This window comes from Gottschalkia purinilytica (assembly GCF_001190785.1).
GTDB classification, from domain to species: Bacteria; Bacillota; Clostridia; order Tissierellales; family Gottschalkiaceae; genus Gottschalkia_A; species Gottschalkia_A purinilytica.
In genome coordinates this window covers 1-22,435 of sequence record NZ_LGSS01000023.1, presented here as the reverse complement: position 1 = coordinate 22,435, position 22,435 = coordinate 1, and the positions used below count along the sequence as shown (strand labels likewise).

Genomic DNA, 22,435 nt, shown 5'->3' with positions numbered 1-22,435 from the left:
AACCCGGGTTACCGCCGTGAAAGGGCGGTGTCTTAACCGCTTGACCATAGGGCCTAAAATTGGTGACCCATCTGCGACTCGAACGCAGGACACCCTGATTAAAAGTCAGGTGCTCTACCGACTGAGCTAATGGGTCATGTCCCAACCACATATAATATATTAGCATGATACGTCTAAATGTGTCAACACCTTTTTTAATTTTTTTGTCGCTTTTTTGTTACTTTTATCGATTGGCTATTTTACGCCGTTTATTGTTTGTACTTTTTTGTAATCATTGGCTGTTCTAAAAAATTTTTTGTAGATATATTTATAGTTACAAAAATGTAAGGCTGAATATAAATTTTGTAACTTAAATCAATACTTTATAATAAAAAAATATTTTACAATATATTTATATTAATATTATTAGAAAGGATAATGAATTATGAAAAAATTTTTTGTATTTTTAGGAATTGTACTTTTACTTGGTGTTTCCCTTATAGGATGTAGTAACCCCTTAGATTCTCTTACAAATGAAATCGGAAAGGATCAGTATTATGTTCAGATAACAGATGAAGGTAAGAAATTAGATGATAAGAAAGATAGCAATTATGAATATACATTACCTGCTTATGATAAGAATGGTAAAGAAAAAACTATTACTTTCAACGGTTTAAAACAACTTCGTAAAGATGCTTATCTTCGACTATATTATTCAGAAAAAAGAGGTGTAACATCCTATAAAGAAGTTAAAGAAAACGAATTACCTGAAAAAGTTAAGGAAAAATTAAACGTAAAATAAAAACATTTACATGTCCATATATAAACTAGAATCTCCCTTACAGATAAATGATTTTGTACGAATCATTTATCTGTAAGGTTTTTTGTTATTCTAAATATGTCTTTCACGTTTACTTAATCATTTCTTAATATACTTCACAACATGATCTTAAAGTATGATAAATAACATACTTACTAAAAGTCCTTTCTATTCGTATCTGATTTAGTCAAAATATAGACTTGAAATTATACTTATGATAATATGAAGATAAAATGATACGCTATTTTTACTACATATAATAAAATTATGTATTTTCCTTAAAAGGAGTAAATATATGACTTTAAGCTATATAGATGCTATTCAATTAATTCTTACGATTATTTGTTTGTTCTGTATTTTCTCTTATATTGCCTATTCATTTAAAAGTAATATAAAATTATATAAATCTTTGTCAACAAAATGTAGTCAAACTACTGCCTTAAACTATAAGGAATATATGACTGTTGAAGATTATACTGCTTATGAAAAATTCCATATATGGCGGTTTTACGTACACTTTTAGTTAAGAATGATGTTTTTTCCAAAATATCTAGTTAAATATAAGGAGGATATTATGAACATCATTTTTAACTTATTTGAAAATTTATTAAATATATTTTTTAACTTTACAAACGATTGGGGTATAGCTATTGTATTATTGACTGCATCTGTTAAATTAGTGTTCTTACCTATGACAATTAAACAAAAAATTAATATGTTAAAGCAAAAAGAGTTATCTGAAAAAATACAGGATCTAAAAACCAAATATAAAGACAATAAAGATAAATTAGAGTCAGAAATGGCAAAACATTATAATGAAAGTACTAAGGGATTTTTAGGTTGCTTATCTGCTTTTCTTCAAATCCCATTTATATATACTTTGTATAGAGTAGTACTAACAATGCCTGTAGAATCTAGTACTATAATAATACCTTGGGTAACAAGTATAAAGCTATCTGATAGTTATTTTATTGTTCCCATGATATATGCATTAATTTCATTAAGCCCAAATTTGTTATCTTATATAAAATACTTAGACGTTGTAAAGCAAGATTTATCAAATAAATCAAATATAGTAATAACCATTATATTTAGTATCTTAGTAACATTTAAAAGTCCGATTGCTATTGGTATTTATTTTATAACAAATAGCATCTTCTCATTAATAGAAGAAGTAGCATATAGAATATATTTAAGAAAATATTATAATATTAATCCCCAAAACTCTTAATAAGATTAACAGTATCTTTTATAAATTTTTTCAGTAATATATTTCTAAAATTAAAAATAATAAAATCCACTATTAGATTATCTTAATAGTGGATTTTTATATAATAAATAGATTGTAGAACTTTCATTCTAACTTCACCGTTTTATTTAAAACTATTTGTATCATACAATATTCACAATTATATTATAGTACCTCATTTCTTATTATAGTTTCATCTCTTTTCGGTCCTATAGAAACTATGCTTACTTTAACATCTAATAATTCTTCTAGTCTTTCAATATATTTTTTAGCATTCTCTGGTAGACTTTCAAATGACTTAACACCCTTCATCTCTTCTTCGTTCCATCCATCTAATTCTTCATAAATTGGTACACATTTAGCTAAAGTTTCTAAACTAGCTGGAAAATCTTTTATTAAATTTCCTTCTAATTCATAGCCTTTGCATATCTTAATTTTTTCAAATCCGCCCAATGTATCTAATCTAGTTACTGCTAGATCAGTCAATCCGTTTATTCTTACAGCATATTTTAGCATTACAACATCCAACCATCCACATCTTCTAGCTCTACCTGTAGTAGTTCCGTACTCATGTCCTTTATCCCTTATAGTGTCTCCTGTCTCATCAAATAACTCTGTAGGGAATGGTCCTTTTCCCACTCTTGTAGTATAAGCCTTAACTACTCCTAATGCTCTTTTTAGTGCAAATGGACTTACTCCAGCTCCTATAGGAACTCCTCCTGATATAGGATGTGAAGAAGTTAAATATGGATAAGTCCCAAAGTCTAAATCTAGTAATGTTCCTTGAGCTCCTTCAAATAATACCTTTTTCCCTTCTTTTATAGCATTATCTATTATTACAGAAGTATCCACAATATATTTTTTTAGCTCTTCTAAATATTCCATATATTCATTTACAACTTCGTTTTCATTTAGTGGTTCTGCATTATATAGTTTTACTATAATCTCATTTTTTTCTTTTATATTTTTTCTTAGAACTTCCTCAAGTACTTCTTTATAAAATATATCACACATTCTAAGTCCAATTCTATCAACTTTATCTCTATAACATGGGCCTATTCCTTTAACAGTTGTCCCTATCTTTTTTATGCCTTTTCTTTGTTCTTCTAATTCATCAAGCTTTAAATGATATGGAAATATAATATGAGATCTATCACTTATTCTTAAGTTATGTGTGCTAATTCCTTTTTCTTTTAAATATTTAATTTCTTCAATTAATGCTTTTGGATTTACTACAACTCCGTTACCTATTATACATAATTTATCTTCATAAAATATTCCTGAAGGGATTAAATGAAGTTTGTATTCATTATTTTCAACTTTAACTGTATGTCCTGCATTATTTCCACCTTGATACCTAACTATTAATTCTGCTTTCTCAGCTAAATAGTCTGTTATCTTACCTTTTCCTTCATCTCCCCATTGTGCTCCTAACACTACTAAACTAGACATTCAACCATCTCCTTTATCACAAAATGTTCTTTAAAAATTTGCATAAATGGTTATTTTTAACTATTACAAGTATAAGCTACGTTCAAATATCACTTTATAATCCTACCACATAATAAAAAATAAAGTCAATTATTTTCCGAATGTTATCACTGTATAATATGGAAATCATTCGTATATTAGTAAATTTTATTTTTAGCTTTAATATAAAATTTAATTCAAAAAGTATATCTTATAATGTAATATTTATTTAATATGATCATATTAATAGTAAAAATGTCTGTAAAAAGCATTAGTTATAACTTATTAAAACAATACCCATTGTGAATATTGTTTATAAAGTAATCTGTTTATAAACAAAGTTATCCACATATATCGTTATTATTGAATTTGTTTTTTTCAATATATACATATTTTTCAAAGAAGTTATTAACATATCCACAAAGATATTCACATGTGAATCTGTGTGGATATATTTTTGTTATGTAATTTTTTCGAAATTTTCATCTTATAGTAATATTCATATATTTGATTGTTCTCCACTATAAAGTTATCTCTAAGTTCTATAATTTCCTTACTATTTATATCTATATGTGGATTTTTCATTTCCATTATGTATTCATTAATTTTTTTAAATCCACATTTTTCATAGCATCTTATAGCTCTCTTATTATGTTTTGCAACATCTAGATACATAGTTCTCATTTTCATAACATTAAAATAGTAATCTAACATAGCTAATATAGTATCTGTTCCATAACCCTTATTTATATAGTTATAGTCAAAGGTTATACCCAGTGTTGAGCTTTTATTAAGTTTCTTAATATTTTTTATAGCAACGTATCCTATTATTATTTCATTTTCATTAATAACTATAAAATTCTTAGAAGTTTTTTCAGAAGTTTTTATATCAAACCACTTTTTAACCTCTCTATCATTTAAGTCTGGAAAGTTGTAATCTTCAAAAAGCAAACTTTGATATTTTCCCCAATTTTTCATTTTGAAAACGTGTTCTAGTTTTAAAGGTAGTATTTTTACTCTATGTCCCTTTATAACATCCATCTTTTTCCCCCTTGATATTTTTACATATACTATATTTATGCCCATTAATAATTGCTATAAATTTGTTTATTAATAATAGATATAATTTTATCGTCACTAGTATTTATCTAAAAAATAGTAAATTTAAAATCATATTTATATAAAAATTACTTCATACAATGTATGAAGTAATTTTTAACAAAAGTTCATTATTTTATTTCTTTTTAAGTGAATTTTCTAATATCTTTTCACCAAATTTCTTTCCAAAATCTATGCATTTATCTTTAGTCTCTTCCTTAGGTACAAATACTTCTTTAAATCCATTCATATCTACCTTAAGTTTAAGACTTTTTAATACATTTTCAATGATGCCTACAGCTTCTCCACTCCATCCATAAGATCCAAATGCTCCTCCTGGTTTACCTCTATTTGTAACAGGATTTATAACACTAAACATTTTATATACAGGTAAGAGAGTATTTTGATTTATAGTTGTTGATCCTATTAGTATTCCCTCACTCTTTTCTACTTTTTCTTCAAGATCACTTAGGTCTATACTTTCGATATCTACAACTTCTACATCTACATCTCCTGCTTCTTTTATACCTTCTGCTATATATTTTGCTATCTTACCTGTATTTCCATAGGCAGACACGTATGCCACAAGTGCCATTGGTCTTTGTGGTTTCAGACTAATAGCTTCTTCTGCTAAAGTCTTTGATAGTTCAACATATTTTCTCCAGTTATCTCTTAATACAGGTCCATGACCAGGACATATAATGTCTATATCTAAATCTTTTATTTTATCTATAGCTTTTAACATATAGCTACTATAAGGCTTTAATATAACATTAAAGTAATATCTAAAAGCATCATCAAAATCTCCAACTAAATCATCAAATATTCTCTCGTCGCAATAATGACAACCAAATGAGTCACAAGTAAATAATATTTTATCTTCTTCTAAAAAAGTATACATACTATCAGGCCAATGTAAGAATGGAGCTGATATGAATCTTAATGTTTTATTTCCTAAATCTAACGTATCCCCATCTTTAACTACAATATGTTTAAATTCACTATTTAACATGTCTTTTAAAAACCTTATTCCTGGTACAGTTGATACTATAGTAGCATTTGGTGCTAATTCTAATAAATATTTAAGGTTGCTTGCATGATCTGGTTCTGTATGATTCAATATTATATATTCTATTTCTTCTGGATCTACTACTTTCTTTATTTTTTCTATATAATCATCTCTATAAGTTTCTTTAGCTGTTTCTATTATAGTTTTCTTATCTGCATCTATAAAGTATGAATTATAAGTTGTTCCATACTTTGTTTCCATAACTACATCAAACACAGTTAAAGTTGGATCAAGTATACCTATCCACTTAATTCCTTCTTTAACATCTAATATCTTATCATTTCTCATTTTTTGCCTCCTACTGCTTTAAAGTATTTATATGAAATAAGGACAATAGCTTACTACTCTTGTCTATATTTTTCCATATTCAAAAACTTAGTATATTGCCCCATAAATACTAACTCTACAGTTCCAATAGGCCCATTACGATGTTTTGCTATTATAACTTCTCCTATGTTCTTCTTTTCTGTATCAGGGTTATAATATTCATCCCTATAAAGAAATACTACTATATCAGCATCCTGTTCTATGGCTCCAGATTCACGTAAGTCTGATAGTATAGGTCTATGATCAGATCTTAATTCTGGAGCACGTGAAAGCTGAGATAATGCTACCACAGGGCAATCCATTTCTTTAGCAAGTCCCTTTAATCCCCTAGATATATTTGATATCTCTTGTTGTCTATTTTCTGTTCTTCCATCTCCAGACATTAGCTGTAAGTAATCTATCATAACTAAGTCTAGTCCTTTTTCTATTTTTAATTTTCTACACTTTGCTTTTAGTTCCATTAAAGTTATTCCTGGTGTATCATCTATATATATTTTAGCTTGAGCTAAAGGTCCCATTGCACTTACTAATTTAGGCCATTCATTTTCATCTAAATTTCCATTTATTATTTTCTGAAGTTCAACATGAGATTCTGCACTTAGCATACGTTGAACTAGCTGGTCTTTAGACATCTCAAGACTAAATATAGCAACTGACCCATTTCCTTTTAACGCAGCATTTAAAGCTAAATTTAAAGAAAAAGCAGTTTTACCCATAGCTGGTCTTGCTGCTACTAATATTAAATCTGACTTTTGTAATCCTGATGTTTTACCATCTAGATCCACAAATCCTGTAGTAAGTCCAGTTATTCCACCTTTATTTTGAGATAATTGCTCTATTTTAGTAAAGCTTTCTAATAACACACTTCTTATAGGCTCTAGTCCTTCTTGATTCCTTTTTTGTGTTATATCAAATATTTTCTTTTCTGCTAAATCTATTATCTGATTAATATCTTCATCTGCTTTGTAGCCCTTACTTATAATTTCATTTGAAGCTTTTATTAGTTTTCTAAGTATAGATTTTTCTTCTACTATCTCACAGTAATATTTAATATTAGCAGTAGTAGAAACACCTTCTGATAGAGTCGCTAGATATACTGTACCTCCAATTGCCTCAAGGGTATCTCTTCTCTTTAATTCTTCTGATAAAGTTATCAAATCAACTGGCTCGTCCTTTGTAAATATATCTATAATAGATTCATATATTTCTTTATGAGCTTCTTTATAGAAATCATCAGGTTTTAATATTTCTGTCCCAGTTACTATTGCTTCTCTATCTAAGATCATAGATCCTAATACTGACTGTTCAGCTTCTATACTGTGTGGAGGTATTTTACCTAAAGTTTCAATATCTGTTTCTGTTGACAATTATAGCACCTCCCAAATTTTAAAATATACCGAACATAGAAATACAAGATACTGTAGCTTAATACTATTATTATATAAAGCATAAGGTATCTTGTACACTCTTTAAAGTATATTTATATTATTTCCACATATGGTATAATTAAACTTTCCAAAAATACTCTATCTAAAACTTTAATCAATATTATTGTTCAGTAACATGAATCTTTAACTTAGCTAATACTGATGGACATACTTTTACCTCTGCAATTGTTGTACCTGCTGTTTTAATATTTCCACCTTCTATATCAATTTTCCTTTTATCTACTTTTATATTATGTTGTTTTTGTAGTTGTTCTGCAATATCTTTAGTTGTTATAGAACCAAATAACTTACCATTATCTCCAACTTTAGTTTTTATTTCTACTTTAACATTTGATATTTTCTCTGCTAGTGCTTTAGCTTCTTTTAAATCTTCTTCTTCTTTGAATTTTTGAGATTCTTTTTTATCTTTTAGTTCTTTTAAATTAGAACTAGTAGCTTCTACCGCTAAATTTCTAGGAAATAAAAAGTTTCTAGCATAACCATCTTTAGAATTCACTACATCTCCTTTTTTACCTAATCCCTTAACATCTTGTAATAAAATAACCTTCATTACTCATCACCTTCCTTAAGATATTCTATTATAGCTTCTTCTAACATGTTCTCAGCTTCATCTAGGCTAATATCTTTAAGTTGAGCTCCAGCAGAAGTCATATGACCTCCACCACCAAGCTTTTCTAATATAAGCTGTACACTTAATTCTCCTAAAGATCTTCCACTTATATGAATTTTATCATCTAAAATACATAATACAAAGGATGCTATTATTCCTTCTATATTTAATAATTCATCTGCTGATTGAGCAGCTATGAGTATTGAACTATTAGTATCTTTATCTAGCCTAGAAATAGCTATTTTATCTTTTATTATATTAGCATTTCTTATAACTTCTGCTCTTAATTTGAAGTCCTCTAGATCATCCCTAAAGAGTTGTCTGACTTCAGTTGTATCAGCTCCTGCTCTACGTAAAAATGAAGCAGCTTCAAATGTTCTTACTCCAGTCTTTAATGCAAAGTTCTTAGTATCTAAATTAATTCCTGCAAGCAATGCCTCTGCTTCAAATTTCGTTATATCAATTTTATCATTTATATAATATAATATCTCAGTAACTAATTCACATGTTGAGGAAGCATATGGCTCTAAATAGATTAATACAGGTTCTTCTATAAATTCAGCTCCTCTTCTATGATGATCTATTACTACAACTTGTTCTATTATTTCTAATAATTGAGGAGCTTCTGTATTTTGGGGTCTATGGGTATCAACCACTATACATAAAGAGTTCTCGTTTGCAAGTACTTTAGCTTGTTCTGGCATTATTATATCTTCTAAGTATTCTGGATGTTCTCTCTTAAGTTTTTCATATATTTTCTTTATAGATGTATTTACCCCACCTAGCACTATATAACATTTTTTCTTTCTAGTTTTAACCACTCTATAGATACCCATTGCAGCTCCAAAACTATCCATGTCAGGAATCTTATGACCCATTATAAACACCTTTTCAGACTGATCTATAAGCTCTCTTAAAGCATGTGCAATGACTCTAGCTTTTACTTTTGTCCTTTTTTCTACAGCTTTACTTTTTCCACCGTAAAAGCTTAATTTATCTATGTCTTTTATAACAGCCTGATCTCCACCTCTACCTAAGGCTATATCTATAGCACCTTTAGCATATTCGTAAGTTTCAGCAATAGACTTTCCGTTTACTCCTACTCCCATACTTAAAGTGACTGGTATCTTGTTCCCTAAATCTAACTCTCTGGTTTCATCTAATATATAGAACTTTCTATTTTCTAAAAAGCTTAAAAATCTATTTTCAAAAGCTATCAAGTATTTATCGTTATCTGTTTTTCTAACGAATCCATTAAGTCTTGATGCTAGTGTATTTAGCTTTTTGTCTATCTCTGCTAATATTAATGGTCTAATAGATTCATCAGTAGTCGTTATTACTTCTTCATAGTTATCAATATGAGTTAAACAAATATTAGTTTTTTCATTATTATATTTTGTTTTAATATTGTATAATTCTGTATTGTCTATCCAATAAAGCATTATCGTATATTTTCTTTTATTTTCTAAAGCATTAGAAATATCTACTATATTATATAATACATCGTAATTTTTCTCTTTAAATGTTACCTTTATAATAGAACTTTCATTTTCTATCTTTATATCATCTACATCTAAATTTGGAATTATATCACTTATATTTTTATCTAATACATCTAGAAACTCAGTCATTTCTAAAAACTTTGGATTATACCAATTTATAGTTCCATCTAGTTTTAGCATTACAAGCGGTATAGGCATATTGTTTATGGCATATTTCGTAACAGAATCTATCTCACTTGTTAATCCTTCTATATACTTTGTCCATTCTACTCTCCTTAAGTGTAAGTTTTTCCAATGATAATATATCAAGTATCCTAGTACTAAGAGTCCAAATATAGCAATTCTAGGCTCATATATAGCTATAATCCCTATGAGTATTCCTATTATCCAAAGATATACCTTTGAATCAGGAGTAAGAAATTTAAATAATTTTTTATTGGTCATAACTATCCTCCTAAGGATTTTCTTAAGCCTTCTTAAGCTTTCTAAAGTCAAAAAATACATCTAGAAGTCCAACTATAGCAACTATTATACTAGAAAATACATTTATTACTATGAGAACTAATAATATATACTTTATTACTTTACTCATATTACTTTTATTAAGTATATACGTAGTTAATGAAAGTCCTTGTACGAAAAGTCCTAAGAATATTAGTATAATAATATTCATGAATATACCTTCATAGTATAAAAACTCAAAATATATTGTAATAGAAGATAATAAAAGCAATATTATTACTCCTACAATAAAATTGTCTGGAAGCTTAAAGTACATAAATTTAGGAACATATACATCTTTTATTTGTTTTTTGTTAATTAGATGAGTAGAAATTAAGTAACTTATATAAGTAACAAATACAGAAGTTAAAATCATAAATGATGGTATAACTATAAGTATATAGCTAACCACATCCTCTAAAATCATAGAGGCCTGAGATATTTCATAATTAGATAATCCACTATTTTTAAGTGATTGAACTTGCATCGTTACACTCTCTTTTATAGCTTTACTAAATTCACCTATAATATCATAATTTATAAGCTCTTTTGATAAAATCACATAGAGAGCAATACATACTAAATATACTATACTTCCTACAGCTATAGTCTTAGTAGCTGTCTTTTCTTTACTTATCATATAGGTTAACGCTATCCCTAATAATCCATAGCAAGTAAATATATACAATCCATCTAAGTAACTCGATGAAAATCCTGCTATTATACTTGATGTAACAATTGATAATAATGTATACTTCATTCCTTGCTTTACACCAAGAACTATATGAAGCACAGGATAAAAAATTAAAATAAGTGGTGAAACATACAGTCCTAATATAGTTAGCATTGAAGTTATTATGATAGTAATTATTAACTCTATAGCAGAATTTGATTTATTTTTATCCAAACTTTTCACCTCTATCTTCTACTTTTAAAATGTTGTAATAGGTTTCCTAAATCTCCATACCATTTTTCTATATTATGTTCCTCAATCATACCAAGCTTAGCTTTGTCTTCTATTTTAGCATCTATACTTTCAAAAGAAAGTCCCAATCTTTTACCTAACAAATATGTAACTAATATTATATTTGATATTATATCTAATACTACCTCTTGGCTATTCTGAACTCCTTTTACAAATATTTCATAAAGTGAGGCAATAGCAGTTAAAAGCTCACTTTTTAGCCACTCAATTATTTTTACATTTCTTGTTATATCTATACTCTTTTTATTTGTTGACATTAGTAATCCCCCTTTTTTTAACCCTATATATCATTATAACAAATTATATATTTTATCTTAATTATTTTATTCATTTGTATATTTTAAAAACTCACTAGTGTTGAAATAATGTTGTCTTACTTCATACAAAGTAGAATTATACAAGTTTTTAGATAACCAACATAATTCATTTATTAAATTCATTTTGGTTCAATCTAAGTCTATTAACAGTTGTTAGATACATTATTTCATCATCCTTAAGAATATTTATTATATATACAATAATGTCATATACTAAGGTGTTTTTCAATACTTGCCTATCGCCAAATGTCAATTCATCCCCCATCTAAAGAGGTGGGAGTATTCTTGACATAAAAATGATAAGAGATAAATTAAAAAATAGGAAGAGTATCTTACATAGTATACTCTTCCTATTTTTCAATTTATATTCAAGATATATTCGTTCTACTAGTCTGCTGTATATGGTAAGATTGCAATTTGTCTTGCTCTCTTGATAGCTGTAGTTAATTGACGTTGATGTATTGCACAGTTACCTGAAATTCTTCTTGGAAGAATCTTTCCTCTTTCAGTTACATACTTCTTAAGCTTATTTACATCTTTGTAGCTAATTTCTTGTCCTTTATCAGCACAAAAGCTACAAACTCTTTTTCTAGTTCTGAATTTTCTTCCTCCAGCCATTCCTAACCCTCCTTCTAGAATGGAATATCATCGTCATCTACTGGATGAAAACCATCTGTAGTTATAAAATCATTCGATTGTGTAGATCTATCTGTATTTCCTGATTTATTGTCTCCCCAATCAAGAAATTGTACTCTATCTGCAACAACTTCAGTTATATATCTTTTAGATCCGTCAGCCGCATCATAACTTCTTGACTGTATTCTTCCTTGAATAGCAACTAACCTTCCCTTACCTAAGTAATTAGCACAGTTCTCTCCTTGTTTCCCCCATACTACTATGTTTATAAAATCAGCAGTAGGTTGACCTTTACTTTCCATTTCTTGCTTTTTCTCTCTAGACAATTCTTTGTCAATTGCTATAGAAAAAGTTGATACTGCTGTACCTCCATTAGGCAAATATCTAAGTTCTGGGTCTCTTGTTAATCTTCCAATTAAAACTACACTATTCAAAAAAAACACCCCCGTAACGGCCGATATTATTTTTCTTCTTCTCTAACGATCATGTGTCTTATAACACCATCAGTTATCTTACAGATTCTGTCAAGTTCCTTAACAATCTCTCCGTTTGATTCAAATTTTAATAATGTATAGTATCCTTCTTTATAATCATCGATTTCATAAGCAAGCTTTCTGCTTCCCCAGTCATCTATGTTTGAAAGAGATCCTTCTCCTTCTATGATACTTTTTAATCTGTCGATTACATTATTTCTTGTTTCTTCTGCCATATCTGGCGCAAAAATAAATACTCCTTCGTATTTTTTCATATCGTTCACCTCCTTTTGGACTTAACGGCTCTATTTATATATAGAGCAAGGAATACATTACATCATAGTATTATATCATTTAATTTTTATTTTGGCAATCATAGTATTGACATTTTCCAAAATTTTAATATATTTTTACAACATTTCTTTTATAGCCTTAGCTAATCTCTTAATTCCTTCTACTATCCTATCTTCATTCATATTTGAATAGTTAAGTCTGAAATTATTAAACTTACCTCCATTTGGATAGAATGGATCACCAGGAACAAATGCTACATTATTATCTATAGCTTTTATCGCTAAATCTCTGCTGTTTATATGTTCAGGTAGTTCTACCCAAGTAAATAGACCACCTTCTGGATAAGTAAACTTAACTTCATCTGGAAATTCTTCTTTCATGGTCTTCATCATTATATCTCTTCTTCTTCTATACACACTTTTTATTTTTTCTACATGCTTATCTAAATCATACTTATTTATAAACTTAGAAAGTTCCATTTGAGAGATGGTACTTGCCTGTAAATCTGAACTCTGTTTTACCAAAATAAATTTTGATAAAATTTCTTCACTAGCACACGTCCACGCTAATCTAAATCCAGGACAAAATGTTTTTGAAAATGTTCCTAAAAAAACAACTCTACCCTCTACATCGAAAGATTTAACAGAAGGTGGTATTTCACCTTCGAATCTCAACTCTCCATAAGGATTATCTTCTATTATTATAAGATCATATTTATTAGCAATTTCGATTAGACCTTTCCTTCTTTCTATCGACCATGTTCTTCCTGTTGGATTTTGAAAATCAGGTACTACATATATAAGTTTTATCTTATCTGTGGTTTTTACTATTTCTTCAAGTTCTGATATTATCATACCTTCATCATCTGTAGGAACCTCTATAAATTTAGCTTCATAAGCTTTGAATGCATTTATTGCTCCTAAATAACTAGGATTCTCACATAAAACTACATCATCAGGATCTAGAAAAATCTTACCTGCAAAGTCAAGACCTTGTTGTGATCCATTAGTGATAAGAATATTATCTGCATTAGTATTTATTCCAAACTTAGTCATTCTCTCAGTTATTTGTTTTCTAAGAGGTAAATATCCTTCAGTTGTAGCATATTGCAACGCCTTCTCCCCATGTTCTTCCAACACTTCTCTACTTATTTCTTTTATAGCGTCTATTGGAAATAATTCTGGAGCTGGAAGTCCTCCTGCAAATGAAATAACCTCAGCTTTTTGTGTAAGCTTTAATATCTCACGAATTTCTGAAGCTCTTATCCCTTTCATACGATTTGCATATTTTAGTGTCACTTAGACACGCCCCCTTCAGTCTTTAAAAAATATTGTAAGAATAGTCTGTAATTTTACTTTAAAAATTTTTTATTTTTTTATACTATCATCACTAGACGTACTAATGACCTTTTTTACCCTTCTTATAAACTCTCTTCTTGCTAACCATACCTGTCTTTCACAACCAAGACATTTTATTCTAAAGTCTACACCTGTTCTCATAACTTCCCACTTGTTTTCCCCACATGGGTGAACTTTCTTTAATTGTACTACATCTCCAATATTAAACTTATCAATCACAACAATCATACCTCCGTTTCAGCTATAAATAAAAGCTACTTCTATCCCGACTCATTAAAGATAGATGAAGTAGCTTTTACTTTACTCATAATAATATTTTATATTTTTCAACTTTATTTATCAAGTAATTTTATTACTCATTGTGGGCTTCACTAGATTCTACAACAAATCTCTTAACATTATTTATTGATATTCCTTCTTTTTCAAAAGCCTCTTTAACGTTCTTTTTAAGGCTTCTTTCTATTTCCCACTGATCCATAGGTTTAGTCATTGCATATAAAGAAAGTACAACGTCTTCAGGACCTAAATTTGTAACTCCTAAAACAGTAGGCCCATGAGTTATATTCTTATGTTTTTTAGCCATTAATTTTGAGACTTCTTCAAGTACCCCTATAGCTTTGTCTATACTTTCACTATAAGGAATTCTTACATCAACCCAAGCTCGCATATTGCCTCTACTTCTATTAGTTACTGTCTGTATGTTACCATTAGGTATTATATGAAGATCTCCTGAAAAAGCTCTTAGCTTAGTAACTCTTAATCCTAATTCTTCTACCACACCATCAAAACTTCCTGTTTGTATATAGTCTCCTACTGCGTATTGATCTTCAAAAAGTATAAAAAATCCTGATATAATATCTTCCACTAAGCTCTTAGCTCCAAAACCTATTGCAAGACCCCCAACTCCAGCTGTAGCAAGTATAGACTTAGTCTGTATTCCAAACTGCTCTAATATAGGTAATATACCAATAAAATATATAATATACTTGATTAAACTTTTCAATATGATTGATAGTGTATCTGCTTTTCTATCAGCCATTCCAAACTTCAGTTTCTTTTGTCCATTAAAAAAGTTGTCTATAAACTTGTAACAAATTTTTATTGAAATATTAACTAATATTAGTATTATAATAGATTTAGCTACCTTTTCTATAAGAGTTAATTGCGGCCCTCCTTCTGAGAACCATCCTGCCACTTGATTAAATACTGTTTCCAAGTCTATCACCACCAACTAGTCGATTTTATTAGCGAGTCTACCTTTTTCATATTTACCTATTTCAAATATACCTTTTATAGATAGTTCATTTTTGCCTATAATCGTTTGTACTTTTTCTAAATCTTTTTTGTCAAATTTTATTGAAAGTCCACAACTAGCTGTTACTTCTCTTGGAGTTGGTATAACTCTGATATTGTATCCTGAATCTTTTAATATCTTTTCTCCTTTTATTGCATGATGTGTAGAATCAAATGATATTACATAGAATTTTTCTTCTCTCACTACAATCCTTCTTTCTCTATAGTGTTATTGTGTTTGATGATTCTTTCATCTTTTCAACTATAGTATACATATTTGTTACTCCACCTACTAATAGTTGTTCTTTTAAACTATAATAGTCTAAGCAAGTTCCACAAGAAAGTATTTCTACTCCCTTTTCCTCTAGTTTTTTAAGGTCTTCTATAACTTCTGATCCTTCGGTTGTTAATTTAACTCCTGCATTTAGAAATAATAAAGTTGATGGAAGTTCATCTACTTCTGTAAGTGTATATATAAATCCTTTTATTAGCACTTTTCCTAGCTCATCATTTCCATGTCCAATTTTATCTTTTCCAAATAATATTACTGTATTCTTATTGCCTATTTCAATATTAGGTATTTCATTTTCACTTTTTATACTTATGTCATTACTGCCTTTTTTAATATGAATATGGAAATCATTATCCTTTTCTTCAACTTCATAGTTAAGACCTAAACTTTGAGCTAACTTTGAAACATTTTCTTTTGCTATTTCATTATCAACTATAGTAGTTACTAATCCTTCTGATAACTCATCCAAAACCTTTTTAGTCATTATAACTGGTCTTGGACAGTCTTGTTTTCTAGCATCTATCTCTTTTCTCATAGTAAAAATCCTCCTCTATATATAAATATACAAAAAATCATATATAACTATTATAAATATAGTATACTAGTTTAATCTTAACAGTTGGAAAATATATATATAGAAGTTATCTATATTATATTATAGTAAATAAATATTTTCTATATTAATATCTTAATATAGTATGTAATATAACTAATTATTTCATGCTAACTCTGAACATTTATGGCAATTGAACTTTATCTGTACATCTTAATTATATAGTTTATACTTTTATAGTTATTATATATCGCAAATAACAATGTATAAATGCTATAACTAGTATAAATATATATGTTTTTAATTATTTTTACGAGTAAATTAGTATAAGTATAACGCTAAGGTACAAAACGTAATATTAATAAATTAAATATAAATCTCATAATAACGAATATTTAATTTAAAAATATTGATAATATAATATAAGTATTATTTTGGAATATATAGAGAAGGTGATATATTGGAGAAAGAAACTATAGGAAAGTGCCCCATATGTAGTAATAAAATAACTATTACTAAACTTCATTGTGAGTATTGTGATACTACTATTGAAGGTAGTTTTTACTTATGTAAGTTTTGCCAGTTAAATAGTGAAGAAAAAAATTTTTTAGAAATTTTTATTAAAAACAAGGGTAATCTAAAAGAAATAGAAAAAGAAATGGGATTATCTTATCCTACTATCAGAAATAAATTAGAAAATATTATAGAATCGTTAGGCTATAAAGATGAGTCAAAATCTAACAAAAAAGATATTGCTTCTAAATTAAGTTCTGGAGAAATAACTACTATGGAGGCTATAGATCTTTTAAAGAAAGATAAATAATAGAAATAAAATAAACTGGCTAAAAAGCCAGTTTATTTTATATTACAGTTCCTTTTAAGTAATCTAATAGTATATTATGTTCATAGAAAAAATATCCTATTTTAGAATTAAATATACTTTGAGATATTGCACTATTTGTGAAAATAACTACTAATGGTGTAACAATAGCGAATAGTAGATATAATATTAGTAATCCTTTTACTGTTCCAAAAGCAAGTCCTAATACTCCATTTGCTTGCTTTAGAATTGGGAACTGGACACCTCTGTTTATCACTCTTATAGCAAATGAAAACAATCCTTTTGCTAAAGCATATATAATAATAAAGCTTACAGCCCCAACTATTACACTAGTTAATATTTGAGCTAGTGTATTTCCACCTGAATTTGAAACTGTCTCAGTTACTTTGTATCCATCCAAAAGAGAATTTACATTTGCGTTCTGTACACCATTTACACTCTTTGCTACAACTTCGCTAAGTTTTGAAAATAAGTTAGTATTATCTTGCAATAATTGAGTTAATGCAGGCGCATAGGATTTAGCTACAATATAAGATACAAAGAAGCTTAATAAACTTAAAACTGAAACTACAAAACCTCTACTTAATCCCATCAGCACGTTATAAGCTAGTATAGCTATTACTACAGCATCTATCCAGTTCACTTTATCACACTCCTTATCATTTGTTATCTATTCACTATATCCATGATTTTAACTTTTTGTTCATCAAATATAAATACCTTTTCATCAATTTTATCTACTTTTTTTATTTTTTCCCTAGATCTATATTCTAAAAATATGTTATTCTTATTAATTCCTGTTATATTTTTTTCTCCTACCAAAAAGATTTTATTTTCATCTGTAATAATATCTTTATACTGTGATTTAAAAGATTTTTTATATTCAGTGTCACCTTCAGCATGTAATATCTCTAGCTTTGAAGTATCTTCATCATATAAAATAGCTATATTATTATTTTTTAAAACTGCTAAATCTCTTATAGAATTTGATAAGTTCTTTTTCCAAATGATATTTCCTTCATCATCTATGCAAACTAATCTCTTTTCCATTATTAATAATATTTTATTATTATTAATAAATAATATATCATATACAGTTTCTCTTTCAAATTCCTTTTCTAATGAATTAGAATTGTCTTCTCTAAAATAAGTTACTACTCCTTTAAGCACTACTTTGTCTAAGTCTATTGAAGATACCGCAAATCCTTTTCCATTAGGAGAAACATTTGCAGCTAAAAATTCTTTTTTGCTTTCTTGTCTTGAAAATATTTCTTTTCCATCTTGATTAATTATATGCACTTTTCTTATATCTCTATTAATCTTAGAAAATATAATTAAATAATCTTTTCTATTGGTTATCATATGTATGGGATTATGAGTTTCATATGTCCATATCTTTTCACCTTTATTATTTATAGCTACAATTTTTCCACTTTCCAAGTCCCCTAAGTATGTATTGTTTTTACCTAATAAAGCTAGTCCATTTTTATATGATATAGCTTCTGACCAAGTTTTTTCACCATCTAAGTTATAGTTAGTTATATATTTGTCATTACTAATTGTAAATCCTTCATCGTATAACTTAACCTGTGATTTATCTTCTAATATAATATTGAGCTCTTTTGATAGCTTTAACTTTTTATTTCCTTCATTAAATATATGTAATCCTTTCTCTTTTATAATTAGACTAGTCAACATAACAACTATGAATAAAATTATAAATCCGGTTTGCTTCTTTTTTATATTTCCTTCTGTTTTTTCATTAGACTCCAAATATAATCCCTCCTTAAACTTTCTATAATTCTCCTATATAATCAAATTTCCTTCTTTCATTTATATTATATTTTAATTTAAAGCATGTACTTATTTTAAGTTTCATTATGAAACATATATTAACTTAATTATATATTATAATAGAAATCACTACTAATACATAGCTTATAGTAGTGATTTCTAATTTTATTATGAAGTAATTAATCATGTATATCTATAATATACTTAAATGATTTTTTCAGCTTTTTAAATATTGAGATTAAAATAAACAAAGCTAATATTACTGTAGCTATGTATCCAAACAACGGATAAAAAGTAGATACTAGATTTGAAAAACCCGCTTTAGCTAAAGGAATAGTCACTATACAAAATACTATAGATGTAATTTTCTCATTCAATCTAAATAAGTCACAAATCCTACTTATACATCCAAATCCATTAGCTATTGCTGTTGTGAACATAGCACACCAAAGTATAATGCTATAGATTGCAACTCCTTTTGATCCTAAGTATTGAGATATTCTAAGCATAGGTACTTCTAATCTATATATGTCTTTATAAAGTATCAAGATTGGCAGTAATATAAATGTAGCCATTACACCTAATCCTATTCCTCCAAATATACCACCTTTTATAGCAGACTTTTTAGTTTTTATTATAGATAACATCGATCCTAGTACTACTATTGAAGATATAGTGTTATAGCTTACATATAATATTGATGACTTAAGCCAATTTTCTTTAATAGGAGGATTCATAAAATTATTCAAATTTAATCCTTCTTTTAGTACTACAGACCCCCCTACTATAAATATTCCTAATAATAATATCGGCACAAGTATGGTGTTAACAATAGATATACCTTTTACACTAAACAAGATAGTAACTAATGTACATACTGCCATTATATATATTCCTACATCAATTGATACGCCTAACTGCTCTTTAACTATTACTCCACTTCCAGCTAACATTATACAAAATCCTATAAACAAATATGAACACATAATAAGTTCAACAAACAATCCTATCCTATTCCCAAATACAGGTCTTATAATTTCCTGATAGCTTAAATGTTTATCTTTAAAAACTTTCAGTAGAATTAAAGCACCTAATATGGAAAATAAAATAGTAGATATTATTACACCCATTATGCCTTTATATCCATGTACTCCAAAAAATTGAAGAACTTCTTGCCCTGTGGCAAATCCTGCTCCTATTACCGTCCCTATATATACACTAGCTAGTTCTATCCAACTTAAATCTCTTTTCATATATCTCCTCCCTCCCTTATTAACTAATCTATGACGTATACTTTGTCTTTTATTAATAACAAATATTATATTTTTACTATTCATATACTTAAGCAAATATAATATACCTATAATAGTTAGATATTTTCAAATCACTACTTTAATAATTGCGATTTTTCAAAGCATTTTTAAAAATATATTATATAAATAGCTATAGTATTATTTTAAAACTTCATTATAAATGTCTGTTCTATAGCAAAATTTTAACTTTATCATATAATATTAAAGTATTATTTTAGTTATAATAAAAAACTCTTCTTATTTCATATCTTATTTTAATTGTATAAGGAGGATATTTTCGTGAGCATATATAAATATTTAAAACCTTTCTTCATTAGTTTAATAATGATAATATTGATTTCTTTTGGCAGTTTTGCTGAAAAATACAATAATAATCTTTACAGAGATTTAAATTCTGATAAATATACCTTATGTGAAAAAAAACATAATTTGAAAAATAGTAGTTATAATCCCTTAATATATTCAGTAGAAAAAATAACACGATTTATTAATAGCTTCAACAAAAAGAAAGCTAAAGAAAATAATACTACTACTAATTCAAATAAAGTTGAAAAAAAATCAAAAGATAAAAACAATGATATAAATAAAGATTCTAATAAAGTAATATACTTAACTTTTGATGATGGTCCAAGTAAGAATATAACCCCCAAAATTCTAGATATCTTAAAAAGAGAAAATATAAAAGCCACATTCTTCATTATAGGAAAAAAAGGTGAAGAAAATAAAGATATCCTAAAAAGAATTGTAGATGAGGGTCATTCTATAGGAAATCATACTTATTCTCATGATTATAAATACTTATATGATTCTCCTAATAACTTCATAAACGAATTATATAGAACACGATGGATAATACAAAGTGCTACAAACGTAGATACAAAATTAATAAGATTTCCTGGTGGCTCTAATAATTCATTTGTTAGCAAAGACACACTAAAAAATATTTTAGCAAATCTAAAAAATGAAGGTTTTGTATACTTTGATTGGAATGTAAGTAGTGATGATGCATCAAGAAGTGATATTTCACGTACTGAAATAGAGTCAAACGTCTTAAAGTGGATAAACACATATAACAAATCAATTATTTTATTTCATGATTCAGACTCTAAAAATAACACTTTGGAAGCATTACCTAAAATAATTAAGAAATTAAAATCATCAGGATATACCTTTGATGCATTATCGGAAGAATCTTTCAATCATCAGTTTATTAATTCTGAAAATCTAAATAGCCTTAAAGAAACAAATAAAAATACTAAAAAAAGGCTTAATAATAGAAAATCAAACAAAAAATACAAAAAATAAAATAACCCAGCGACGTCCTACTTTCCCAAGGTGCTTCCACCTAAGTATCATCGGCGTTAGAAGGCTTAACTTCTGTGTTCGGTATGGATACAGGTGTTTCCCTTCTGCCATAATCACTGGATTTCTATAACAATTATTTTATTGGCGGAGGGGGTGGGATTCGAACCCACGTGGGCTTGCACCCTAACGGTTTTCAAGACCGCCCCGTTATGACCACTTCGGTACCCCTCCGTATTTGGTGACCCATCTGCGACTCGAACGCAGGACACCCTGATTAAAAGTCAGGTGCTCTACCGACTGAGCTAATGGGTCATATTCATGGCTGGGGTAGCAGGACTCGAACCTACGAATGCCAGAGTCAAAGTCTGGTGCCTTACCGACTTGGCGATACCCCATCATTTGGCGCGCCTGGGAGGATTCGAACCCCCGGCACACGGATTAGAAGTCCGTTGCTCTATCCTACTGAGCTACAGGCGCAAACAATAGTCTAAATTTAATGGAGCGGGTGAAGGGAATCGAACCCTCGCAACTGGCTTGGAAGGCCAGGGCTCTACCACTGAGCTACACCCGCATAATTATTTTGGTGGAGGAGACTGGATTCGAACCAGTGAAAGCAAAGCTAACGGATTTACAGTCCGTCCCCTTTGGCCAACTCGGGAACTCCTCCTTAATATATTTTATGGAGCTGGTGAGAGGACTCGAACCCCCAACCTACTGATTACAAGTCAGTTGCTCTACCAATTGAGCCACACCAGCATATATGGCGACCTGGAAGGGACTCGAACCCTCGACCTCCAGCGTGACAGGCTGGCATTCTAACCAACTGAACTACCAGGCCATATATTTTTTATATTTCATTATGGTGGGCGCGACAGGGCTCGAACCTGTGACCCCCTGCTTGTAAGGCA

24 protein-coding genes, 9 tRNA genes and 1 rRNA gene are annotated in these 22,435 nt (G+C 28.6%); 4 read left to right on the top strand and 30 right to left on the bottom strand.

Features of this window, described 5'->3' with window-relative positions:
- Window positions 1-60: 60 nt before the first annotated feature.
- Window positions 61-136, bottom strand: a tRNA-Lys gene (locus tag CLPU_RS15265).
- 288 nt (window positions 137-424) lie between these two features.
- Between CLPU_RS15265 and CLPU_RS15260 the strand changes: the two genes are divergently transcribed.
- Both CLPU_RS15260 and CLPU_RS15250 read left to right on the top strand, forming a co-directional pair.
- Entirely contained in the window at window positions 425-781 is a 357-nt protein-coding gene (locus tag CLPU_RS15260) for a YxeA family protein (protein ID WP_050378814.1), read from the top strand.
- Window positions 782-1,373: 592 nt separating this feature from the next.
- On the top strand, window positions 1,374-2,030 hold the full coding sequence (locus CLPU_RS15250; RefSeq protein WP_050378810.1) for a YidC/Oxa1 family membrane protein insertase: 657 nt from the start codon (window positions 1,374-1,376) through the stop codon (window positions 2,028-2,030).
- Between the two features lie 183 nt (window positions 2,031-2,213).
- Here CLPU_RS15250 and CLPU_RS15245 read toward each other — a convergent pair whose 3' ends face one another.
- The 17 genes from CLPU_RS15245 to yedF all read right to left on the bottom strand — a co-directional run bounded on the left by CLPU_RS15245 (window position 2,214) and on the right by yedF (window position 16,256).
- Window positions 2,214-3,500: an adenylosuccinate synthase gene (locus CLPU_RS15245; RefSeq protein WP_050378808.1), complete on the bottom strand. Its 1,287-nt coding sequence runs from the start codon at window positions 3,498-3,500 to the stop codon at window positions 2,214-2,216.
- A 447-nt stretch (window positions 3,501-3,947) separates the two neighbouring features.
- Entirely contained in the window at window positions 3,948-4,559 is a 612-nt protein-coding gene (locus CLPU_RS15240) for a GNAT family N-acetyltransferase (protein WP_050378806.1), read from the bottom strand.
- 193 nt (window positions 4,560-4,752) lie between these two features.
- Window positions 4,753-5,973, bottom strand: a complete 1,221-nt coding sequence (locus tag CLPU_RS15235; RefSeq protein WP_050378804.1) for an FprA family A-type flavoprotein — start codon at window positions 5,971-5,973, stop codon at window positions 4,753-4,755.
- Between the two features lie 53 nt (window positions 5,974-6,026).
- Window positions 6,027-7,379, bottom strand: coding sequence for a replicative DNA helicase (gene dnaB, locus CLPU_RS15230; protein WP_050378802.1), 1,353 nt, complete (start codon window positions 7,377-7,379; stop codon window positions 6,027-6,029).
- A 181-nt stretch (window positions 7,380-7,560) separates the two neighbouring features.
- Window positions 7,561-8,010 carry a 50S ribosomal protein L9 gene (gene rplI, locus CLPU_RS15225; RefSeq protein WP_050378800.1) on the bottom strand — a complete coding sequence of 150 codons (450 nt, stop codon included), beginning with the start codon at window positions 8,008-8,010 and terminating at the stop codon, window positions 7,561-7,563.
- A complete protein-coding gene (locus CLPU_RS15220) occupies window positions 8,010-10,016 on the bottom strand; it encodes a DHH family phosphoesterase (RefSeq protein WP_050378799.1) in 2,007 nt (668 codons plus the stop codon). The genes rplI and CLPU_RS15220 overlap by 1 nt, the downstream gene beginning before the upstream one ends.
- Window positions 10,017-10,038: 22 nt before the next feature.
- Complete coding sequence (locus CLPU_RS15215; protein ID WP_050378797.1) at window positions 10,039-10,980, bottom strand: DUF2232 domain-containing protein; 942 nt, start codon at window positions 10,978-10,980, stop codon at window positions 10,039-10,041.
- A gap of 11 nt (window positions 10,981-10,991) precedes the next feature.
- Window positions 10,992-11,315 (bottom strand): MazG-like family protein, encoded by a 324-nt coding sequence (locus CLPU_RS15210; protein ID WP_050378795.1) that lies wholly within the window; start codon window positions 11,313-11,315, stop codon window positions 10,992-10,994.
- Between the two features lie 166 nt (window positions 11,316-11,481).
- Window positions 11,482-11,628: a hypothetical protein gene (locus CLPU_RS17355; RefSeq protein WP_157857743.1), complete on the bottom strand. Its 147-nt coding sequence runs from the start codon at window positions 11,626-11,628 to the stop codon at window positions 11,482-11,484.
- 134 nt (window positions 11,629-11,762) lie between these two features.
- A complete protein-coding gene (gene rpsR, locus CLPU_RS15205) occupies window positions 11,763-11,993 on the bottom strand; it encodes a 30S ribosomal protein S18 (protein WP_050378793.1) in 231 nt (76 codons plus the stop codon).
- 14 nt (window positions 11,994-12,007) lie between these two features.
- Window positions 12,008-12,445 (bottom strand): single-stranded DNA-binding protein, encoded by a 438-nt coding sequence (locus CLPU_RS15200; RefSeq protein WP_050378792.1) that lies wholly within the window; start codon window positions 12,443-12,445, stop codon window positions 12,008-12,010.
- A 26-nt stretch (window positions 12,446-12,471) separates the two neighbouring features.
- On the bottom strand, window positions 12,472-12,759 hold the full coding sequence (gene rpsF, locus CLPU_RS15195) for a 30S ribosomal protein S6 (RefSeq protein ID WP_050378790.1): 288 nt from the start codon (window positions 12,757-12,759) through the stop codon (window positions 12,472-12,474).
- Between the two features lie 135 nt (window positions 12,760-12,894).
- Entirely contained in the window at window positions 12,895-14,076 is a 1,182-nt protein-coding gene (locus CLPU_RS15190) for an aminotransferase-like domain-containing protein (protein WP_050378788.1), read from the bottom strand.
- Between the two features lie 69 nt (window positions 14,077-14,145).
- Complete coding sequence (locus CLPU_RS15185; RefSeq protein ID WP_200898616.1) at window positions 14,146-14,364, bottom strand: DUF951 domain-containing protein; 219 nt, start codon at window positions 14,362-14,364, stop codon at window positions 14,146-14,148.
- A 124-nt stretch (window positions 14,365-14,488) separates the two neighbouring features.
- Window positions 14,489-15,352 (bottom strand): mechanosensitive ion channel family protein, encoded by an 864-nt coding sequence (locus CLPU_RS15180; RefSeq protein ID WP_097677585.1) that lies wholly within the window; start codon window positions 15,350-15,352, stop codon window positions 14,489-14,491.
- Window positions 15,353-15,367: 15 nt separating this feature from the next.
- Window positions 15,368-15,634, bottom strand: a complete 267-nt coding sequence (locus CLPU_RS15175; protein WP_050378784.1) for a putative Se/S carrier protein — start codon at window positions 15,632-15,634, stop codon at window positions 15,368-15,370.
- A 16-nt stretch (window positions 15,635-15,650) separates the two neighbouring features.
- Window positions 15,651-16,256: a sulfurtransferase-like selenium metabolism protein YedF gene (yedF, locus tag CLPU_RS15170; RefSeq protein ID WP_050378782.1), complete on the bottom strand. Its 606-nt coding sequence runs from the start codon at window positions 16,254-16,256 to the stop codon at window positions 15,651-15,653.
- Between the two features lie 478 nt (window positions 16,257-16,734).
- Between yedF and CLPU_RS15165 the strand changes: the two genes are divergently transcribed.
- Entirely contained in the window at window positions 16,735-17,097 is a 363-nt protein-coding gene (locus CLPU_RS15165; RefSeq protein ID WP_050378779.1) for a DUF2089 domain-containing protein, read from the top strand.
- Window positions 17,098-17,134: 37 nt separating this feature from the next.
- On the opposite strand, the gene CLPU_RS15160 is transcribed toward CLPU_RS15165, so the two are convergent.
- The 3 genes from CLPU_RS15160 to CLPU_RS15150 all read right to left on the bottom strand — a co-directional run bounded on the left by CLPU_RS15160 (window position 17,135) and on the right by CLPU_RS15150 (window position 20,162).
- Window positions 17,135-17,758: a CvpA family protein gene (locus CLPU_RS15160; RefSeq protein ID WP_050378777.1), complete on the bottom strand. Its 624-nt coding sequence runs from the start codon at window positions 17,756-17,758 to the stop codon at window positions 17,135-17,137.
- Window positions 17,759-17,781: 23 nt separating this feature from the next.
- Window positions 17,782-18,888, bottom strand: coding sequence for a DUF5711 family protein (locus CLPU_RS15155; RefSeq protein ID WP_050378775.1), 1,107 nt, complete (start codon window positions 18,886-18,888; stop codon window positions 17,782-17,784).
- 200 nt (window positions 18,889-19,088) lie between these two features.
- Window positions 19,089-20,162 carry a YkvI family membrane protein gene (locus CLPU_RS15150; RefSeq protein WP_050378774.1) on the bottom strand — a complete coding sequence of 358 codons (1,074 nt, stop codon included), beginning with the start codon at window positions 20,160-20,162 and terminating at the stop codon, window positions 19,089-19,091.
- 339 nt (window positions 20,163-20,501) lie between these two features.
- Between CLPU_RS15150 and CLPU_RS15145 the strand changes: the two genes are divergently transcribed.
- A complete protein-coding gene (locus CLPU_RS15145; protein ID WP_050378772.1) occupies window positions 20,502-21,527 on the top strand; it encodes a polysaccharide deacetylase family protein in 1,026 nt (341 codons plus the stop codon).
- A 4-nt stretch (window positions 21,528-21,531) separates the two neighbouring features.
- Here the strand turns inward: CLPU_RS15145 and rrf are convergent.
- From rrf to CLPU_RS15100, 9 genes are all read right to left on the bottom strand, one after another.
- Window positions 21,532-21,648: ribosomal RNA gene (rrf, locus tag CLPU_RS15140) — 5S ribosomal RNA — on the bottom strand.
- A 21-nt stretch (window positions 21,649-21,669) separates the two neighbouring features.
- Window positions 21,670-21,758: transfer RNA gene (locus CLPU_RS15135), tRNA-Ser, on the bottom strand.
- A 5-nt stretch (window positions 21,759-21,763) separates the two neighbouring features.
- Window positions 21,764-21,839, bottom strand: a tRNA-Lys gene (locus tag CLPU_RS15130).
- Window positions 21,840-21,846: 7 nt separating this feature from the next.
- Window positions 21,847-21,922: transfer RNA gene (locus CLPU_RS15125), tRNA-Gln, on the bottom strand.
- Window positions 21,923-21,927: 5 nt separating this feature from the next.
- A tRNA-Arg gene (locus CLPU_RS15120) sits at window positions 21,928-22,004 on the bottom strand.
- Window positions 22,005-22,024: 20 nt separating this feature from the next.
- Window positions 22,025-22,098: transfer RNA gene (locus CLPU_RS15115), tRNA-Gly, on the bottom strand.
- Between the two features lie 10 nt (window positions 22,099-22,108).
- Window positions 22,109-22,194 (bottom strand) — tRNA-Tyr (locus CLPU_RS15110).
- Between the two features lie 13 nt (window positions 22,195-22,207).
- Window positions 22,208-22,283: transfer RNA gene (locus tag CLPU_RS15105), tRNA-Thr, on the bottom strand.
- Window positions 22,284-22,288: 5 nt separating this feature from the next.
- Window positions 22,289-22,365 (bottom strand) — tRNA-Asp (locus tag CLPU_RS15100).
- Window positions 22,366-22,435 lie beyond the last annotated feature (70 nt).

What these genes read in the sequence shown, in the direction of transcription:
- CLPU_RS15260 (WP_050378814.1), top strand. Translation starts at nt 425, where the DNA reads ATGAAAAAATTTTTTGTATTTTTAGGAATTGTACTTTTACTTGGTGTT.
- CLPU_RS15250 (WP_050378810.1), top strand. Translation starts at nt 1,374, where the DNA reads ATGAACATCATTTTTAACTTATTTGAAAATTTATTAAATATATTTTTT.
- CLPU_RS15245 (WP_050378808.1), bottom strand. Translation starts at nt 3,500, where the DNA reads ATGTCTAGTTTAGTAGTGTTAGGAGCACAATGGGGAGATGAAGGAAAA.
- CLPU_RS15240 (WP_050378806.1), bottom strand. Translation starts at nt 4,559, where the DNA reads ATGGATGTTATAAAGGGACATAGAGTAAAAATACTACCTTTAAAACTA.
- CLPU_RS15235 (WP_050378804.1), bottom strand. Translation starts at nt 5,973, where the DNA reads ATGAGAAATGATAAGATATTAGATGTTAAAGAAGGAATTAAGTGGATA.
- rplI (WP_050378800.1), bottom strand. Translation starts at nt 8,010, where the DNA reads ATGAAGGTTATTTTATTACAAGATGTTAAGGGATTAGGTAAAAAAGGA.
- CLPU_RS15220 (WP_050378799.1), bottom strand. Translation starts at nt 10,016, where the DNA reads ATGACCAATAAAAAATTATTTAAATTTCTTACTCCTGATTCAAAGGTA.
- CLPU_RS15210 (WP_050378795.1), bottom strand. Translation starts at nt 11,315, where the DNA reads ATGTCAACAAATAAAAAGAGTATAGATATAACAAGAAATGTAAAAATA.
- rpsR (WP_050378793.1), bottom strand. Translation starts at nt 11,993, where the DNA reads ATGGCTGGAGGAAGAAAATTCAGAACTAGAAAAAGAGTTTGTAGCTTT.
- rpsF (WP_050378790.1), bottom strand. Translation starts at nt 12,759, where the DNA reads ATGAAAAAATACGAAGGAGTATTTATTTTTGCGCCAGATATGGCAGAA.
- CLPU_RS15185 (WP_200898616.1), bottom strand. Translation starts at nt 14,364, where the DNA reads ATGATTGTTGTGATTGATAAGTTTAATATTGGAGATGTAGTACAATTA.
- yedF (WP_050378782.1), bottom strand. Translation starts at nt 16,256, where the DNA reads ATGAGAAAAGAGATAGATGCTAGAAAACAAGACTGTCCAAGACCAGTT.
- CLPU_RS15150 (WP_050378774.1), bottom strand. Translation starts at nt 20,162, where the DNA reads ATGAAAAGAGATTTAAGTTGGATAGAACTAGCTAGTGTATATATAGGG.